Source organism: Geodermatophilus sp. SYSU D00703 (genome assembly GCF_054050155.1).
In genome coordinates this window covers 76,924-91,901 of the sequence record NZ_JBJGYU010000005.1, presented here as the reverse complement: position 1 = coordinate 91,901, position 14,978 = coordinate 76,924, and the positions used below count along the sequence as shown (strand labels likewise).

Annotated in this window: 16 protein-coding genes; 7 read left to right on the top strand and 9 right to left on the bottom strand. The window is 74.1% G+C overall.

Going from position 1 to position 14,978, the window contains the following annotated elements:
* Nucleotides 1–468: 468 nt before the first annotated feature.
* From ACI782_RS08230 to ACI782_RS08205, 6 genes are all read right to left on the bottom strand, one after another.
* Nucleotides 469–762, bottom strand: a complete 294-nt coding sequence (locus ACI782_RS08230) for a DUF1416 domain-containing protein (protein WP_456907955.1) — start codon at nucleotides 760–762, stop codon at nucleotides 469–471.
* Nucleotides 763–764: 2 nt separating this feature from the next.
* Nucleotides 765–1,598 (bottom strand): sulfurtransferase, encoded by an 834-nt coding sequence (locus ACI782_RS08225; RefSeq protein WP_456907953.1) that lies wholly within the window; start codon nucleotides 1,596–1,598, stop codon nucleotides 765–767.
* Between the two features lie 271 nt (nucleotides 1,599–1,869).
* On the bottom strand, nucleotides 1,870–2,187 hold the full coding sequence (locus ACI782_RS08220; protein WP_456907951.1) for a thioredoxin family protein: 318 nt from the start codon (nucleotides 2,185–2,187) through the stop codon (nucleotides 1,870–1,872).
* 93 nt (nucleotides 2,188–2,280) lie between these two features.
* Nucleotides 2,281–2,970: an LmeA family phospholipid-binding protein gene (locus ACI782_RS08215; protein WP_456907949.1), complete on the bottom strand. Its 690-nt coding sequence runs from the start codon at nucleotides 2,968–2,970 to the stop codon at nucleotides 2,281–2,283.
* Nucleotides 2,970–3,791: a hypothetical protein gene (locus ACI782_RS08210; RefSeq protein ID WP_456907947.1), complete on the bottom strand. Its 822-nt coding sequence runs from the start codon at nucleotides 3,789–3,791 to the stop codon at nucleotides 2,970–2,972. The genes ACI782_RS08215 and ACI782_RS08210 overlap by 1 nt, the downstream gene beginning before the upstream one ends.
* Complete coding sequence (locus ACI782_RS08205) at nucleotides 3,788–4,540, bottom strand: alpha/beta hydrolase (RefSeq protein WP_456907945.1); 753 nt, start codon at nucleotides 4,538–4,540, stop codon at nucleotides 3,788–3,790. Before ACI782_RS08205 ends, ACI782_RS08210 begins: the two co-directional genes overlap by 4 nt.
* Nucleotides 4,541–4,668: 128 nt before the next feature.
* Here ACI782_RS08205 and ACI782_RS08200 point away from each other — a divergent pair, with 128 nt between their 5' ends.
* From ACI782_RS08200 to pstB, 6 genes are all read left to right on the top strand, one after another.
* A complete protein-coding gene (locus ACI782_RS08200) occupies nucleotides 4,669–5,412 on the top strand; it encodes a winged helix-turn-helix transcriptional regulator (RefSeq protein ID WP_456907943.1) in 744 nt (247 codons plus the stop codon).
* Nucleotides 5,413–5,419: 7 nt separating this feature from the next.
* Complete coding sequence (mshD, locus tag ACI782_RS08195) at nucleotides 5,420–6,361, top strand: mycothiol synthase (RefSeq protein ID WP_456908182.1); 942 nt, start codon at nucleotides 5,420–5,422, stop codon at nucleotides 6,359–6,361.
* 211 nt (nucleotides 6,362–6,572) lie between these two features.
* Complete coding sequence (gene pstS, locus ACI782_RS08190) at nucleotides 6,573–7,685, top strand: phosphate ABC transporter substrate-binding protein PstS (protein ID WP_456907941.1); 1,113 nt, start codon at nucleotides 6,573–6,575, stop codon at nucleotides 7,683–7,685.
* 107 nt (nucleotides 7,686–7,792) lie between these two features.
* On the top strand, nucleotides 7,793–8,743 hold the full coding sequence (gene pstC / locus ACI782_RS08185) for a phosphate ABC transporter permease subunit PstC (protein ID WP_456907939.1): 951 nt from the start codon (nucleotides 7,793–7,795) through the stop codon (nucleotides 8,741–8,743).
* Entirely contained in the window at nucleotides 8,743–9,816 is a 1,074-nt protein-coding gene (gene pstA / locus ACI782_RS08180) for a phosphate ABC transporter permease PstA (protein WP_456907938.1), read from the top strand. Before pstC ends, pstA begins: the two co-directional genes overlap by 1 nt.
* A gap of 24 nt (nucleotides 9,817–9,840) precedes the next feature.
* Nucleotides 9,841–10,620 (top strand): phosphate ABC transporter ATP-binding protein PstB, encoded by a 780-nt coding sequence (gene pstB / locus ACI782_RS08175; protein WP_456907936.1) that lies wholly within the window; start codon nucleotides 9,841–9,843, stop codon nucleotides 10,618–10,620.
* A 102-nt stretch (nucleotides 10,621–10,722) separates the two neighbouring features.
* Here pstB and ACI782_RS08170 read toward each other — a convergent pair whose 3' ends face one another.
* Nucleotides 10,723–12,882, bottom strand: coding sequence for a LytR C-terminal domain-containing protein (locus ACI782_RS08170; protein WP_456907934.1), 2,160 nt, complete (start codon nucleotides 12,880–12,882; stop codon nucleotides 10,723–10,725).
* Between the two features lie 181 nt (nucleotides 12,883–13,063).
* Here ACI782_RS08170 and ACI782_RS08165 point away from each other — a divergent pair, with 181 nt between their 5' ends.
* The gene (locus tag ACI782_RS08165; protein ID WP_456907932.1) at nucleotides 13,064–14,029 is read left to right on the top strand and encodes a hypothetical protein; all 966 of its coding nucleotides are present in this window, start codon (nucleotides 13,064–13,066) and stop codon (nucleotides 14,027–14,029) included.
* Between the two features lie 10 nt (nucleotides 14,030–14,039).
* On the opposite strand, the gene ACI782_RS08160 is transcribed toward ACI782_RS08165, so the two are convergent.
* Nucleotides 14,040–14,471 carry a DUF2795 domain-containing protein gene (locus ACI782_RS08160; protein WP_456907930.1) on the bottom strand — a complete coding sequence of 144 codons (432 nt, stop codon included), beginning with the start codon at nucleotides 14,469–14,471 and terminating at the stop codon, nucleotides 14,040–14,042.
* 22 nt (nucleotides 14,472–14,493) lie between these two features.
* The gene (locus ACI782_RS08155) at nucleotides 14,494–14,703 is read right to left on the bottom strand and encodes a DUF2945 domain-containing protein (protein WP_456907928.1); all 210 of its coding nucleotides are present in this window, start codon (nucleotides 14,701–14,703) and stop codon (nucleotides 14,494–14,496) included.
* Between the last annotated feature and the right edge of the window lie 275 nt (nucleotides 14,704–14,978).

The following is a 14,978-nucleotide window of genomic DNA, read 5'->3' as shown; positions in this document are numbered from 1 at the left end:
GAGGAGCAGCAACAGTCACCACGACCGCACCTGTGCTGTCTCTGCCGCAGTCACCACCGGCTGAGTCACCACTGGCTGAAGACCTTCGCCCGAGGCTGGCACTTCGCCATGACCGACGACCGTGGCCTGCACGTGACCACCCCGTCCGGGATCACCCGCACCACCCGCCCCCCCCGCCTCCGGCCACCGGTACCGGGACCACGGCCGGCCGATGAGCCTCAGCCACAGCCGCTGCCGCCCGACGACGACCCGCCACCGTTCTGACCGGCGCCGTTCCACCTCGAGAGCTGACAGCACCTGGACAGCGGCGTCGGGCGAGCCCGACATCCCGGACGTCGCGAGGCGCGACGCCGCCGTCCACCAGCCACCGGGGCGGCACGCCGCGCAGCGGCGGTGAGCTCCGGTTGTCCGGGAACGCGACAGCGCCCGCCCCGGCAGGTGCCGGGACGGGCGCCGTGGAGGCTGTCCTCAGCCGATCGCGACCGTGGTCTCGTTCAGGCCCACGTCCGCGGTGAGCACGCGCTCACCCTTGCCGACCGGCGCGAGGGAGCGGAGCTTCCAGTCGCCGGGAGCGGCGAAGAACCGGAACTCGCCCTCGGGGCTGGTGACGACCTCGGCGGTGAACTCGTCGGTGGAGTCGAGCAGTCGCACGTAGGCGCCCGCGACCGGGGAGCCGTCGTGCCACACCGAGCCCTGGATGACCGTCTGGGTCGTCAGGTCCACGCCCGCCAGGGCACCGCCCTGCTTGGGAGCGCCGCACATGCTCAGGCCCCCTTCTCGATCGGGACGCCGACGAGGGAGCCGTACTCGGTCCAGGAGCCGTCGTAGTTCTTGACGTTCTGGTGGCCGAGCAGCTCACGCAGCACGAACCAGGTGTGGCTCGAGCGCTCGCCGATCCGGCAGTAGGCGATGGTGTCCTTGGAGGTGTCGAGGCCGGCGTCGGCGTAGAGCTTGGCCAGCTCGTCGTCGCTCTTGAAGGTGCCGTCCTCGTTGGCCGCCTTGCTCCACGGCACGTTCACCGCGCTCGGGATGTGGCCCGGACGCTGCGCGCCCTCCTGCGGGAGGTGGGCCGGGGCGACCAGCTTGCCGGTGAACTCGTCGGGCGAGCGGACGTCGACCAGGTTCTTCTGGCCGATCGCGGCCACGACCTCGTCGCGGAACGCGCGGATGGAGGTGTCGGGCTCCTGCGCCTGGTACTGCGTGGCCGGCCGCGAGACCGCGTCGGTCGACAGCGGGCGGCTATCGAGCTCCCACTTCTTGCGGCCGCCGTCGATCAGCTTGACGTCCTGGTGGCCGTAGAGCTTGAAGTACCAGTAGGCGTACGCGGCGAACCAGTTGTTGTTGCCGCCGTACAGGACGACGGTGTCGTCGTTGCTGATGCCACGCTCGGAGAGCAGCTGCTCGAACTGCTCCTTGCTGACGAAGTCACGGCGCAGCGGGTCCTGGAGGTCCTTCTTCCAGTCCAGCTTGACCGCGCCCTCGATGTGGCCCTTGTCGTAGGCGCTGGTGTCCTCGTCGACCTCGACGAAGACGAAGCCGGACTGGCCGAGGTGCTCCTGGGCCCAGTCGGCGGAGACGAGCACGTCGCTGCGACTCATGGGGGGTGTTCCTCCCTGTGGTGGGTGCGGGGGTCGGACGGAGCGGGCCGGTACGACCCGCCGGGCGGTTCAGCTGTGCTGAGAGAGCGGGCCGCTGCCGGGCGGAGCCGCGCGGGCCGGGCGAGCGGCCGGGTCACCCCGTGTCGGTCGGGGCAGGTGGGGACGTGCCGGAGCGGCCCTCAGCGGACCGGACACAGGCAACTGCCGACGCGGCACAGGTCCACCGTGCGGCGCGAGGTCAGCAGGAAGCCCACAGCGCGAGGGTAACGGATCACACCTCCCGCCCGTCCTGGGCACCGGGCCGTGCACCGAGGTGCCCGTCCACCAGGGTGGTCAGCTCCCTGGCCCGCGGTGCCGCGTCGGTGCGCCCGACCAGGCGGCCGCCGCGGTCGAGGAACAGCAGGGTCGGGGTCCGACGGACGTCGAGCGCACGGACGGCCTCGAGGTGCCGCTCCGCGTCGACGTCCACGACCGACAACCCCGGCCGGGTCGCGGCCAGCTGCCTCAGCCGGGCACGCGTGGCCCGGCACGGCGCGCAGAACGCCGTGGAGAACTGCACGACGGTCAGGTCGGCGTCGCCGGGACGCACACCCAGCTCCTCGAGGACCGTCGCCGCACCCACTCCCCGGGCAACCCGACCGGATCGACGGCTGTTCCCGGCGTCAGCCCGGCCGCCCCGGCGTCAGCCCCGCAGCACGGTGTCGGTCGCCTCGACCGTGACCACGACGCCGTCGTCGCCGGGGGTGACGCCGGTCAGCTGCAGACCGAACGGGAGCGCCGGGACGGGGTAGCGCAGGTCCAGCAGGTCGCCGGCCTCGTCCACGACGGAGGCCGGCAGGTCGACGCCCGCACCGGAGGCCTCCGCGACGTCGACGACGAGGTCGTTCCCGTCGAGGCTCACCGTGCCCACGGCGGTCAGCGGCACGGTGAGGCCGGCCACCTCCACCGTCCGCTCGACGCGCAGCCCCTCGCCCTCGCGGGTGAGCGTAGTGCCCGAGCCGAGCTGCTCGGACAGCAACGCGTAGGACAGCGTCGCCGTCCCGTCGATCCGGTCGACGGGGACCTCCTGCACGGACCCGGACAGCACGTCGGACAGCGGGACGTGCACGCCGAGCAGCGAGACGTCGGCCCGCGTGCCCTCCGGCTGCGCCAGGTCGGCCGCGGTCAGCGAGATGCGCACGTCCTCGTAGTCGCCCTGCACCGCCTGGGTGAGGAACGGGAACCCGCCGATCTCGACCTCCGGCTGCCCGGCGAGTTGCCCGCGCTCGGCGATGGCCTGCCCGACCCGGTCCTCGGCGATCCCGACGCCCACCCGGTCCGCGACGACGGCCAGCCCCACCAGCAGCAGGAGGACGACGAGCAGGGCGCGCATCAGAACGCGTCCTGGAGGACCAGCGAGAACGCGACCGGCGCGCAGGCCGCGAACGGCAGCACCACCTGGAGCAGCAGCGCCGCCCACGCCCGCCGCGGCCCTTCCGCCGTCACGTACTGCGCGGCCAGCCCGACCAGCGCGGCGACGCCGCCGAGCCCGAGGCCGAAGGTGAGGACGGCGAGCACCTGGAACAGATCCGTCGAGCCGTGCCGGACCAGCGCCACGGCCGCGCCGGCGAGCACCGACAGCACCAGGCCGGGCACGCCGCGGGGCACGCCGGCGGCGACCCGGGGGCGGGGCAGCAGCACGTCGACCAGGTGCCCGACGACCAGCGTCGCGCCGACCACCAGCAGGGCCGTCGTCGCGGCCGCGCCGTCGTCCCCGTCGCCGGCCAGGAGCAGCAGCACCGCCAGGGCGGAGACCGCGCACACGAGCAGGACGACGCCGGCCAGCGAGCCGACGACGTCCCGGCGCGGCGCCGGGCGGAACATCTGGTGCAGCACGGCCGCGAGGAAGCCCAGCCCCGGGACCGCCAGCAGCGACCCGAGCTCCGGCCGCTCCGGGACGACGAGCAGCACGTCGGCGCCGGCGGCCGCCGCCAGCCCGAGCAGCGGCGCACCCACCCGCCCGGGGATGCCCGTGGCCGGCACCCACGCCGCCACGAGGGCCACCTGCAGGGCGGCGACCGCGGCCACGCGACCGGGCTCGCCCGCGACCTCGGTGGGCACCACGAGCAGCGCGGTGGCCAGGGCCGCCAGGGCGGCCGCCGGCAGGTGGCGTCCACGGGTCGACGCCCCTGTCCCCAGTGCGGCCGCGGTCACGGGTTGATCGTCGCAGACGCCCAGCGGCCGATCCGCTCGACGAGCGGTCCGGTGACCCCGCTCTCGGCGTGTCCGAACCCCGGGACCACCCACGCGGTGGCCGCCGGGCCCGCCGCCCGCGCCAGGGCGCGGAAGTGCTCCAGCGGAAAGTAGCTGTCCCGGTCGCCGTGCACGAGCAGCAGCGGCGTGGGCGCGATCCGGCCCACCACCTCCAGCGGCGCCTGCGGCGGGGTGACCCATGGCGTGTCCAGCCGCAGCCGCACCACCCGGCTGCCGATCCGCCGTCCGGCCGTGGTCTCCAGCAGCCAGTGCACACGCCGCATGGGCGCGGTGTCGCGCACGTACCAGCGGCTCACCGCGCTCACGGCGACCACCGCGTCCGGCCGGTGCCGGCCGAGAGCCGCCTGGCGCAGCGCCACGCCGCCGCCCATGGACATCCCCACGGTCACGACGGCGTCGGCGCCGTCGTGCCTCGCCGCGGCGACGGCGGCGTCGAGGTCCCGCAGCTCCGCCTCACCCCCGACCCCGGACCCGCCCTCGGAGCACCCGTGCCCGCGGAAGTCCAGCCCGCGGACCTCGCCGAAGCGGCGCAGCCAGCCGGCCAGCCGCAGGAAGTGCGGCCGCGACACCGAGTTCGTGAAGCCGTGCGCGACGACGAAGGTCAGCGCCCGCGCCCCCGGCGGCACCGGCTCCGGCAGCGCGGCGGGGACGACGACACCCGACAGTCGGACCCCGTCGTCCGTGTGCACGGTCACTCGTTGCAGATCGGACACGACGGAGGGCTTCGGCAACACGTCGGCTATCCTGCTGTCTCGCGACAGTGCCGTCGTGGGCCCCCGGACGACGTCGTCGTCCCCGGCTCCCCTGAGGAGACGACATGCGACTCGTGCTCATGACCTCTGCGCGCCAGGCCACGACCGAGGTGCTGCCGGCTCTCGGACTGCTGGGTCACCAGGTCCGCGTGGTGGCGCCCGAGCTGTCCAGCCTGCTCGACGGCGACTCCGGTGACGTCGTCCTCGTCGACGCCCGCCACGACCTGATCGGCGCCCGCACGCTGTGCGGGCTGCTGTCCTCCACCGGCGTCGCCTCCGCGCTGGTCGCGGTGCTCTCCGAGGGCGGCCTGGTCGCGCTCTCGGCCGACTGGGGCATCGACGACGTCCTGCTCGACACCGCCGGCCCCGCCGAGGTCGACGCGCGGCTGAAGTGGGCCACCGCGCGGCGCATGGCCGCCGCCACGCCGGTCGACGGCGGGGACAGTGGCGTGACGACCGCCGGCGAACTGGTCATCGACGAGCACAGCTACTCGGCCAAGCTGCGCGGCCGCCCGCTCGACCTCACCTACAAGGAGTTCGAGCTGCTCAAGTACCTGGCCCAGCACCCCGGCCGGGTCTTCTCCCGCGCGCAGCTCCTGCAGGAGATCTGGGGCTACGACTACTTCGGCGGCACCCGCACCGTCGACGTCCACGTGCGCCGGCTGCGGGCCAAGCTCGGCACCGAGCACGAGGCGCTGATCGGCACCGTCCGCAACGTCGGCTACAAGCTCGACCAGCAGGTCGCCGACGCGACCGCCGCGGCCGCCCGCGCCGAGACCGGGACCACCTCCGACGCCGAGCTGGTCTGAGGTCCCCCTGTCCTCCACCCCCTCGGTCCGGGACGTCGCGCGCCTGACGCCCGCGGACGTCTCCGCGGTCCTCGGGCTGCTGCGCGCCGCGGCGGCGGCCGACGGCGTCCGCCCGCTCTCGGAGGAGGCGGAACTGCGGCTGCAGCACGGCGGTCCGGACGGCGGGCGCGACGTGCTGGTCGAGGCACCGGACGGCACGCTGACCGGCTACGCCCGGCTCGAGGGCGGCGACGGCACCGGGGACGCCGAGGCCGAGCTGGTCGTCGCGCCGGCCGCCCGCCGACAGGGGGTCGGCCGCACCCTGCTGACCCGGCTCGAGCAGCTCGCCGGCGACCGGCCGCTGCGGGTGTGGGCGCACGGCGACCTGCCCGGGTCGGCGCAACTGGCCGCCGAGCGCGGGTACACGCGGGCGCGCGTGCTGCTGCAGATGCGCCGCGACCTGGCGGAGGTCGACCCCCATCCGGCCCGCCGGCTCCCCGAGGGCGTGACGGTGCGGCCCTTCCGGCCCGGCCGGGACGAGCAGGCCTGGCTGCGCGTCAACGCCCGCGCCTTCGCCACCCACCCCGAGCAGGGCAGCTGGACCGAGACCGACCTGCTGCTCCGTGAGGCCGAGCCGTGGTTCGACCCGGCCGGCTTCTTCCTGGCGTGGCGGGGCGAGCCCGACGACGGCGGCACGCTGCTCGGCTCGCACTGGACCAAGGTGCACCCGCCCGGCGACGAGGGGCCGGAGGCGGTGGGCGAGGTCTACGTCCTCGGCATCGACCCCGACGCCCAGGGCATGGGCCTCGGCCGCGCCCTGACCGGCCTCGGCCTGGCGCACCTGCGCGCCCGGGGCCTGGCGCAGGTCCTCCTCTACGTCGAGGAGGACAACACCGCCGCGGTGACGCTCTACGAGCGCAGCGGCTTCACCCGGCACGCCGTCGACGTCTCGTGGCGGCGGGCCGTCTAGTACCGGACGATCACGTCCGCAAGGAGGCCACGGCCTCGTTCACCTGCTCGCCGTGACCTGGTTCTCACCCGGTCGGGAAACGCTCCGCCGCCGTTCACCGGTCGTTCACCGAGGGACCCGGATGCGTCCACCTCGGCTACCTAACTTCGCCTTCGTTGGTCCTCCGCTGCCCGGCATCGAGGTCCGGGCACACCAGTCGAAAGGCACTGCGTTGAAGCTCAGCACCAGGTCGCGCGCCGTCGCTCTCACCGCGGCGCTGGCCGGCACCCTCGCGCTCGCCGCGTGTGGTGCCGCCAACGAGCAGGACGCCTCGGGAGGTGGCAGCGCCCCGACCGGCGCCGCCGAGCTGAGCGGCGACCTCGTCGGCGCCGGCGCGAGCAGCCAGCAGGCGGCGATGGAGGCCTGGCAGGCCGGCTTCCAGGGCGAGTACCCGGACGTGAACTTCTCGTACGACCCGGTCGGCTCGGGCGGTGGCCGCGAGCAGTTCCTGGCCGGCGCCACGGACTTCGCCGGCTCCGACGCCGCCCTGGACGACGAGGAGCTCGCCCAGGCCCAGGAGCGCTGCGCCGGCGGGGAGGTCTTCGAGCTGCCGAACTACGTCTCGCCGATCGCGGTCATCTACAACCTCGAGGGTGTCGACGAGCTGAACCTGCAGCCGGCCACGATCGCCCGCATCTTCAGCGGCCAGATCACCACCTGGAACGACCCGGCGATCGCCGCGGACAACCCGGACGCCACGCTGCCCGACCAGGCCATCACCCCGGTCCACCGCGCCGACGACTCGGGCACCACCGAGAACTTCACCGACTACCTGTTCCAGACCGCCGGTGACGTCTGGACCTCCGAGCCCGACGGCGTGTGGCCGCTGCAGGGCGGCGAGGCCGCCAACGGCACCTCCGGTGTCGTGGGCGTCGTCGAGAGCACCGCCGGCGCGATCACGTACGCGGATGCCAGCCGGGCCGGCGATCTGGGCGTGGTCAACGTCGGCGTCGGGAGCGAGTTCGTCGCCCCGTCGGCCGAGGCGGCGTCGGCCGTCGTCGAGAACTCCCCGGCCGTCGAGGGCCGCGGCCAGTACGACTTCGCCATCGAGGTCAACCGGCAGACCGAGGGCTCGGGCGAGTACCCGATCGTGCTGGTCAGCTACCACATCGGCTGCGTGGCCTACGACGACCAGGAGGCGGCGGCCAACGTCAGGGCCTTCATGGAGTACGTGATCAGCGAGGACGGGCAGCAGGCCGCCGCCGACAACGCCGGCAACGCCCCGATCTCCGACACGCTGCGCGAGCAGGCGCAGGGCGCGGTCGAGGCCATCAACGCCGGCTGACATCCCCTCACCGTGGTGGCCCGGTCGGCGTCGGACGACGCCCCGGGCCACCACGCCGCCCGGGAACGGGCTCCCCACACCCACCTGATCGATCCCACGGAGCAACGGTGAGCGCCACGAAGGCCCCGTCCGAGCCCACGCCGCAGCGGGCCGTCCGCCGGCCGGGCGACCGCCTCTTCGCCGGCAGCGCCAAGGGCTCCGGCATCTTCATCCTGCTGGTCCTCGCCGGCGTGGCCGCCTTCCTCATCAGCGAGGCGGTCCCCGCACTCACCGCTCCGGCCGAGGACATCCCCGGCGGCGACGGGCTGGGCAGCTACGTCGCCCCCCTCGTCCTCGGCACCCTGCTCGGCGCGGTGCTCGCCCTGCTGGTCGCCACGCCCCTCGCCGTCGCGATCGCCCTCTACACCACGTACTACGCCCCCCGGCGCCTCGCGGCCGGCATGGGCTACGTCATCGACCTGCTGGCCGCCATCCCCAGCGTCGTCTACGGCTTCTGGGGCCTGGCGGTCCTGGCGCCGGCCCTCGTGCCCTTCCACGTGTGGGCGGCAGACTCCCTCGGCTTCCTCCCCTTCTTCGCCGGCCCGGCCTCCACGAGCGGCCGCACGATGTTCACCGTCGGCCTGGTCCTCGCGGTGATGATCCTGCCGATCATCTCGGCCATCTCCCGTGAGGTGTTCAGCCAGGCGCCGGCGCTGCACCGCGAGGCGGCGCTGGCGCTCGGTGCGACCCGGTGGGAGATGATCCGGATGGCGGTCCTCCCCTACGGCAAGTCCGGCGTCATCGGCGGGGCGATGCTGGGGCTGGGCCGCGCCCTGGGCGAGACGATGGCGGTCGCGATCGTGCTCTCGGGCGGTGCCGGCGCCACGCTGAACCTGATCAGCAACTCCAACCCCTCGACGATCGCGTCGAACATCGCCCTGCGGTTCCCCGAGGCCACCGGCCTGGGGATCAACACGCTGATCGCCAGTGGCCTGGTGCTGTTCGTCATCACGCTCGCGGTCAACATGCTCGCCCGCTGGATCGTCAACCGGCGTGCCGACTTCTCCGGAGCCAACTGATGAGCACCGACACCCAGACCGCTCCGCGGACCACCGCGCGGGGGCCCGTCCGCGTCGAGCGCCGGCTGCCCCGCTTCGCCCCGGTCGGGCTCTACGTCGCCGGCATCGCCCTCGGGGCCGCGGTGTCCGCCCTGACCGGCTTCAGCGTCACCTCCACCGTCGTCTACGGGGTCGTGCTCGGCACGCTGGCGGTCTTCCTCGCCTCCCGCCTCGTCGAGGGCCGCCGCAAGGCCACCGACCGCCTGGTGACGTCGCTGGTGACCACCGCGTTCGCGGTCGCGATGGTCCCGCTGGTGTCGCTGGTCTACACCGTGCTCGACAACGGCCTGGCGCGCTTCGACAGCACCTTCTTCACCAACTCGATGTTCCGGGTGGTCGGCGAGGGCGGCGGCGCCTACCACGCCATCCTCGGCACGCTGGTCATCACGCTGCTGGCGACGGTGATCTCCGTGCCGATCGGGCTGATGACCGCCGTCTACCTGGTCGAGTACGGCTCCGGGCGGTTGAAGCGGGCCATCACCTTCTTCGTCGACGTCATGACCGGCATCCCGTCGATCGTGGCCGGGCTGTTCGCCTTCGCCCTGTTCACCCTGCTGTTCGGCAACGACGTCCGGCTCGGCGTGATGGGCGCCGTGGCGCTCTCCGTGCTGATGATCCCGGTCGTCGTCCGTTCCTGCGAAGAGGTCCTCAAGCTCGTCCCGAACGAGCTGCGGGAGGCCAGCTACGCGCTCGGCGTCCCGAAGTGGCGCACGATCGTCAAGGTCGTCCTGCCGACCGCGATCGCCGGCCTGGGCACCGGCGTCACCCTGGCGGTCGCCCGTGTCGTCGGGGAGACCGCGCCACTGCTGGTGACCGTGGGCCTCATCACCGGCACCAACCTCAACCCGTTCGACGGACGCATGGCGACGCTGCCGGTGTTCGCCTACTACCAGCTGACGCAGCCCGGGACCGCCACCCAGGCGTTCCTCGACCGGGCCTGGACGGCGGCGCTGGTCCTCATCATCCTGGTCATGGCGCTCAACGTCGTCGCCCGCCTGATCAGCCGCTTCTTCGCTCCCAAGACCGGTCGTTGACCGACTGACACGGAGGACACGCACGTGGCCAAGCGCATCGAGGTCTCCGACCTCAACATCTACTACGGCAACTTCCTGGCCGTCGAGGGCGTCAACGTCGCCATCGAGCCGCGGAGCATCACCGCGCTGATCGGGCCCTCGGGCTGTGGGAAGTCGACCTTCCTGCGCTCGCTCAACCGGATGCACGAGGTCCTCCCCGGTGCCCGGGTCGAGGGCAAGGTCGTCATGGACGGCCAGGACCTCTACGGCGCCGACGTCGACCCGGTCGACGTCCGCCGGCAGATCGGCATGGTCTTCCAGCGGCCCAACCCGTTCCCGACGATGTCGATCTACGAGAACGTCCTCGCCGGCAACCGGCTGAACAACAAGCGGATGAAGAAGTCCGAGGCCGACGAGGTCGTCGAGCGTTCACTTCGCGGCGCGAACCTCTGGAACGAGGTGAAGGACCGCCTCGACCGGCCCGGGTCGAGCCTGTCAGGTGGTCAGCAGCAGCGGCTGTGCATCGCCCGCGCGATCGCCGTCGAGCCCGAGGTGCTGCTCATGGACGAGCCCTGCTCGGCCCTGGACCCGATCTCGACCCTCGCGATCGAGGACCTGATGACGGAGCTCAAGGAGCGTTTCACCATCGTCATCGTCACCCACAACATGCAGCAGGCGGCGCGGGTCAGCGAGTCCACCGGCTTCTTCAACCTCAACGGCGTGGGTCAGCCCGGACGCCTCATCGAGTTCAACCCGACCGAGAAGATCTTCAGCAACCCCGACCAGAGGGCCACCGAGGACTACATCTCCGGCCGCTTCGGGTGAGCTGCCTGCGCTGACAGAGGGGGTCGCCGCGTTTGACGCGGTGGCCCCCTCTCGCGTTGTCGTCCGGTGGGACGACTGATCACACAGCCCCCTCTCGCTGTCTCAGCAGGAGACGGGGGCCTCGCTCGCGGCGGGTTCGGTGGCGGGCGCGGCGAGGGTGTCGCCGGCCGGCTGCTCGGCGGCCGTCTCAGGCTGCGGCTGGGCCGGGACCTCGACGGGGACGACGTCGGCGAGGTCGGGACCGAGCACCAGCTGCACGCGGTCGCCGATCGTGTCGCTCGCCTGCAGGACCGACCCCGGGACGGCGGCCGCGACGGTGCGCGCCTGCTCCCCGGCGCCCGGACCGAACCGGACGAGCGTCTCGTTGACCGTACCCGGCTCGTTGCCGACCTGGCCGACGCCGAAGCCCTGGGTCCGCAGCTGGTCGGCGACCGTGGCGGCCAGCCCGCTGGTGCCGGTGCCGTTGAGCACGTCGACGGTGATGCCGGCGGGCGCCACCGTCAGCGGCTGGGGCGGGGGGGCGGCGGCCGGCTGCTCGGCCTCGGCGGTGGGCGTCGCGGACGGGGCGGCCTCGGCGGCGGGCGCGGCCTCAGCGGCGTCGTCCGCCGCCTGCTGGGCGACGACCTCCTCCGGCAGCCGGCCCTCCTCGATGACCTCGTCGAACAGCGAGCGGGTGACCCCGGCGTCGAGCACCACGCCGGCCTGGTCGGTACCGGCCGGCACGTAGCCGACCTGGGACACCGGCAGGCCAGTGCGCTGCACCGCGTCGTCGGGGAGGTCGCCCAGCGTGCCGGCCAGCGTGCGCAGGTCGCCGAGGGTCGTCCCCTCGTCGACGGTCAGGGCGTCGGACGCGCGGGTGAGGAACCGCGTGAGGGTGAGGGGGTCGCCGAGGGTGCTCCAGGTCATCGCCGTCCGCAGGGTGGCGGTGAGCAGCAGCTGCGCCCGCTCGGCCACCGCGGCCCCGGTGACGTCGGAACCGGCGTCCCCGGGCGTGAGGAAGCCGGTGGCCTGCTCCCCGGACAGCTCGCTGCTGCCGGCCGCGAGCGGGCCGGCCGCGGCGGCCACGGCGTCGGACACGGTGGGGAGGCACACGCCGACCCCGCCCAGGGCGTCGACCATGCCGGGGAGGCGGCCGAGGTCCACGCCGAGGTAGTGGTCGACCCGGAGCCCGGTCAGCTGCTGCACGACGCGGACCGTGCAGGCGGGCCCACCGTCGAGCAGGGAGACGGCGAAGGCCTCGCTGGTCGGCTCGCGCAGCTCGCCGTCGGTGCCGACGCAGGCCGGGGTGTCGACCAGGGCGGTCGGCGGGACGCTGAGCAGGACCGCGCGCTGTTCGTCGGCGGTCACGTGCACGAGCAGGGTGGCGACGGCGGCCGGGCCCTCGGCGCCGGGGAGGCCCGTGCCGGTGACCAGGTAGGTGACCGCGCCCTCCTGCAGGCCGGGAGCGAGCACCTCGGGGCCCTCGGGCGCCAGCGCGGCGACCCGCTGGATGCTCTGGTCGACGTAGAAGTACAGGCCCAGGTGGTAGCCGACGACGACGCCCACGACGACCAGCAGGCCGAGCGCCGCCCGGATGAGCCGGCGCCGGCCCGGGCTGCGGGACGCGCGCCGGGCCGCCCGGCGCTCGCGCGGACTCGGGGGAGCCAGCCGGGTCGCCCCCGCCAGGGGGACGTCGCGGCCCGGGATCGGCGGCAGGGGGGCGATCGGCCGGGACGGCCGGTGGCCGGGCGGCTGGTCGCCCAGCGGCGGGAACAGCGGCGTGGAGGCCCGCACGGGGGACGGCGGCACCGGGGGCAGGCCACTGCGGGGCGCCCCGTCCTCCTGCGCCGGCTCGGCGGCGGGCGCTCCACCGGACTGCCCGGCGGGGTCGGGACCGGCGGGGGCGCCCGGCACCGGTGGCAGCCCGCGCCGGGGAGGCGGGGTCTCGTCGGCGATGCGCGGGGCAGCGGGGGACTCGCTGCCGGAGGGAGGCGCCTCGTCGCGCGGCGAGCGCGGCTCGTCGGCCGGAACCGGCGGGAGGCCGCGCCGGTGCGGCGGCGTCTGCTCGCCTACGATCAGCGGCAACGGGATCTCGCCGGTGCGGGCGGCGCGCCGGCGACCGACTCCCCCGCCCTGCCGGGCGATCAGCTGCTCGACGGTGATCGGCTCGGGCGCCGGCCCGGCGGGGGCGGACGGTGACTCCTCGGCCGGACGGCGCCGGCCGAGGAAACGCCCGGACGTCCGACCGTCCCCCGCGTCGTCGCGCGTCCGCTTGTCCCCCACGTGTGCAGACTTCCCATCATCGAGGTGTCGCCCTGGCCGGCCGCGTCTCCGCACGGGCGCAGGCGGCACTGCCCGCGCCCGGTCGCGGCAACTGTCCACGATACGGGCGGATCGCCGCCGTCCCCGCCGACGCGCGGAGATCGCCGCGCGGTCCCCCACCCGCGGCCGTAGCGTCCACCGGGTGAGGCTGCCGTTCGTCCCTGGACCGTCCGAGGTGATCTCCGCCGTGGAGGGGCTCCGCGACGGTCTCACCGAGGCGCTGGCCCTGGTCCCCAGGCTCGGGACGATCGTGGGCCGGGTCGAGACCCTGCTGGACCGGGTGAGCGGGGTGGTGGACCGCGTCGAGGGACTGCTCGACCGGGTCGATGGCGAGGTCACCGCGGTGGACGCGACCCGCAGCCGGGCCGACCAGCTCATCAGCGTGGTCGGCGCGACCCGCAGCCGGGCCGACGACGCCATCACCGCCGTGGGCGCGACCCAGCGACGAGCCGATGCGGCGATCACGGCGGTGGAGGGCACCCAGCGGCGGGCCGACGACGCCATCACCGCCGTCGGCGCGACCCAGCAGAAGGCCGACGACGCCATCACCGCCGTCGGCGCGACCCAGCAGAAGGCCGACGACGCCATCACCGCCGTCGGCGCGACCCAGCGACGAGCCGATGCGGCGATCACGGCGGTGGAGGGCACCCAGCGGCGGGCCGACGACGCCGTCGTCGCGGTGGGCAGCACCATCGCCCGGGCGGACTGCGCGGTCACCGGCGCCGACGGCCTGATCGGGCGGGTCGACCCGTTGATGACCACCTTCGAGGAGCCGCTGCTGGCGCTCGCGCCGGCGGTGCGGCGGCTGGCGGCCAGCATCGACCCGGCGGAGGTCGAGGCGGTCGTGACCTTCATCGACCGGCTGCCGCAGCTCATGCGGCACCTGGACGAGGACATCCTGCCGGTCGTGGCGTCCCTGGGGAACGTGGGCACCGACGTCCACGACCTGCTCGACACCATGCAGGACCTGCGGCACGTGGTGAAGGGCTTCCCCGGGTCACGGTTGTTCCGGCGGCGCGGCGCCGACGAGGTCGCCGAGGACGAGGAGCGCGAGGCCGCCGAGCGGGCTGTCGGGGACGGTCAGGAGCCGGGGGCGACCGGCTCCTGACCGTCCCCGGTCAGGTCTCGGTCGGGTAGCCGAGGGCCCGGACGACGTCGCCGATCCGCTCGTAGGTCTGCCCCTCGGGCAGCCGTCGCAGCTCGTCGACGACCGCGTCGGGCGCCCGGTGGTCGAGGGCCGCCTCGACCAGCGCCGGGCCGTCGCTCGGGAAGTCCGCGCGGTCCAGCCAGCGGGCGAGCTCGGCGCGGCGGACGACGGCATCGGCGTCCATGCCGACCGGCGTGCCCCCGACGAGCGTGCCCTGCGGGTCGGCGGTCAGATCGGGGTCGCCCTCCGCGACCGGCTCGACCTCGCGCCACTCCTCGGCGCGGGTCGCCCGCTCGGCCCGGAGCATCCCCTGGGTCTCGTGCTCGAGCTCCTCGTCGAGCCGCGGGCTGTGCTTGGTGTTGCGTTCCGACACTCCGGCGAACTGGTCCCCGGTCTCGCTCACGGTCGCCCTCCTCCTGGTCCGGTCACTTCTCGTGCAGTGCGCCGGGCTTGTGCACCGCCGTCTTTCCGCTCTTGTCGCTCTCGACCTCGTACTGCGGCTCCTCCGGACTGGCCTTCACCTTGCGCCCAGACGCCTCGGTCTCCTTGGTGATCTTGCGCTTGACGGTGCCCTCGGCCGTGCTGCCGTGGCTGTTCCAGGTGACGTGGTCGCCCTTGCTGAACTCGTCTGCCATCTGTGACTCCCGGCGCTCGACGCTGTCCCCTGCCCCTGCCCCCCACGCCCCGGGGGCACACATCACCCGTTCGGAACCTCGCATCACCCGTGCGAGCAGTGGCAAACGCCGGGTAGTCACGTAGCGTTGTCGCCGACGGGAGACGCTCCTCCATCGGTGCAGTTGGAGCGAGGTGGAGCGACTACCCACGGTGACGTGGGCCGTCCTCGATCGCCGGCCCGGTCGACTCCATTCCCCCGGGGTCGGCCGGGTCGGCCCGTTCTAGGCTGGGTCCG